Annotated in this window: 1 pseudogene; it reads left to right on the top strand. The window is 30.3% G+C overall.

From position 1 onward, the window contains the following. Nucleotides 1-1,375, top strand: a pseudogene (locus tag HMPREF0077_RS09910) (helicase-related protein); the annotation flags it as partial. Between the last annotated feature and the right edge of the window lie 7 nt (nt 1,376-1,382).

Below are 1,382 nucleotides of genomic sequence, written 5' to 3'. Positions count from 1 at the left end.
TTTGTGGCAGACAATAGAGAATAAGCAAAAATTCATATCCCAAATAATGACAAGTAAGACACCTGTGCGTGTTGCAGAAGATGTTGATGAGGCAAGTCTATCTTATTCAGAAATTAAGGCTTTAGCTACTGGAAATCCTCTAATTAAAGAAAAAATGGATTTAGATAACGAAGTTACAAAGCTAAAAATGCTTGAAGCAAACTATAAATCTAATAAATACAAGCTTGAAGATAAGGTAAATAAAATTTATCCTCAAAGTATTTTAAAAACTGAAATGGAAATACAAGCAGTTAAAGATGATATTGCAAGTGTTGAAAAATTAGGAGAAGTAGATAGCAAATTTACTTCAATAAGTCTTGGAGAAAATAAAATTTTAGATAAGAAAGAAGCTGGAGAGAAGCTATTAGAAGAAATAAAAAAGGTAAAGATAAATGATAGCAAGGTTATTGGTAAATATAGAAATTTAGACTTACAAGTTTCATATAATTTTATGACTAATACTCACACCTTTAAACTTCTAGGAAAAGCAGAATACTTCGGAGAGTTATCAAACTCTACTGATGGCAATATAACAAGACTGGATAATGCCATTGAAAAAATGCCTTCAAGACTTGAAAGGTTAAATCAAAACCTTGAAAACTATAAAGAATCTTTAGAAAATGCCAAAGTAGAATTAACTAAACCATTTGAAAAAGCAGATGAGTTAAGGGATAAGACTCTAAGACTAGCTGAGATTAATAAACTTTTAGATATGGGAGAAGTAGAAGAATTAGAAAACCAATCACCATTATTAGAAGATTTAAAGAGGGCGATAGTTGATTATTCTAACTATGAGTTTTCAGAATCTAATAGCTATGAAGACTTTGACAAACTATATCCTGATTTAAGTCATATAGGACTTGCCTATACAGAAACACCAGATGGTAAGCATTCTATTCAATATGAGGTAAATTTGGAAGAAAAAACATGGACTCAGTATGTGGATGATGTAGCTATTAGAACAGAATCTTTTGTAGAAGAAGATATATCTAATTCACAAGCTCTTAAAGACATGACTGAATCCATAAAGATGTCAAGTTTTGATGATCTGGTATCAGTAGATGAAGAAGATTTAAAACAAGCTTTAGGTTTAGAAATAGATGATGATGGAAACTTCTATGATCCACTTGCAAAAGATCTTGACAATGATGGAATACCAGATAGGTATGACAATGATTTTAAAGATAGTGATTACTTTGAATCAACTTATGATGTAGAGGATAATCTTCACGCAAGGGAAGAGAAACCATCAATATTGGGACAAATATCAAAATTTAAATCAGAAGAAGAAAAAGATAAAAATCAAGAAAAAACTGAAAAAGGACAAGAAAGATAGAGGAGGT

It is taken from the genome of Anaerococcus tetradius ATCC 35098, assembly GCF_000159095.1.
GTDB classification, from domain to species: Bacteria; Bacillota; Clostridia; order Tissierellales; family Peptoniphilaceae; genus Anaerococcus; species Anaerococcus tetradius.
This window is presented reverse-complemented; position numbering and strand designations above follow the sequence as displayed.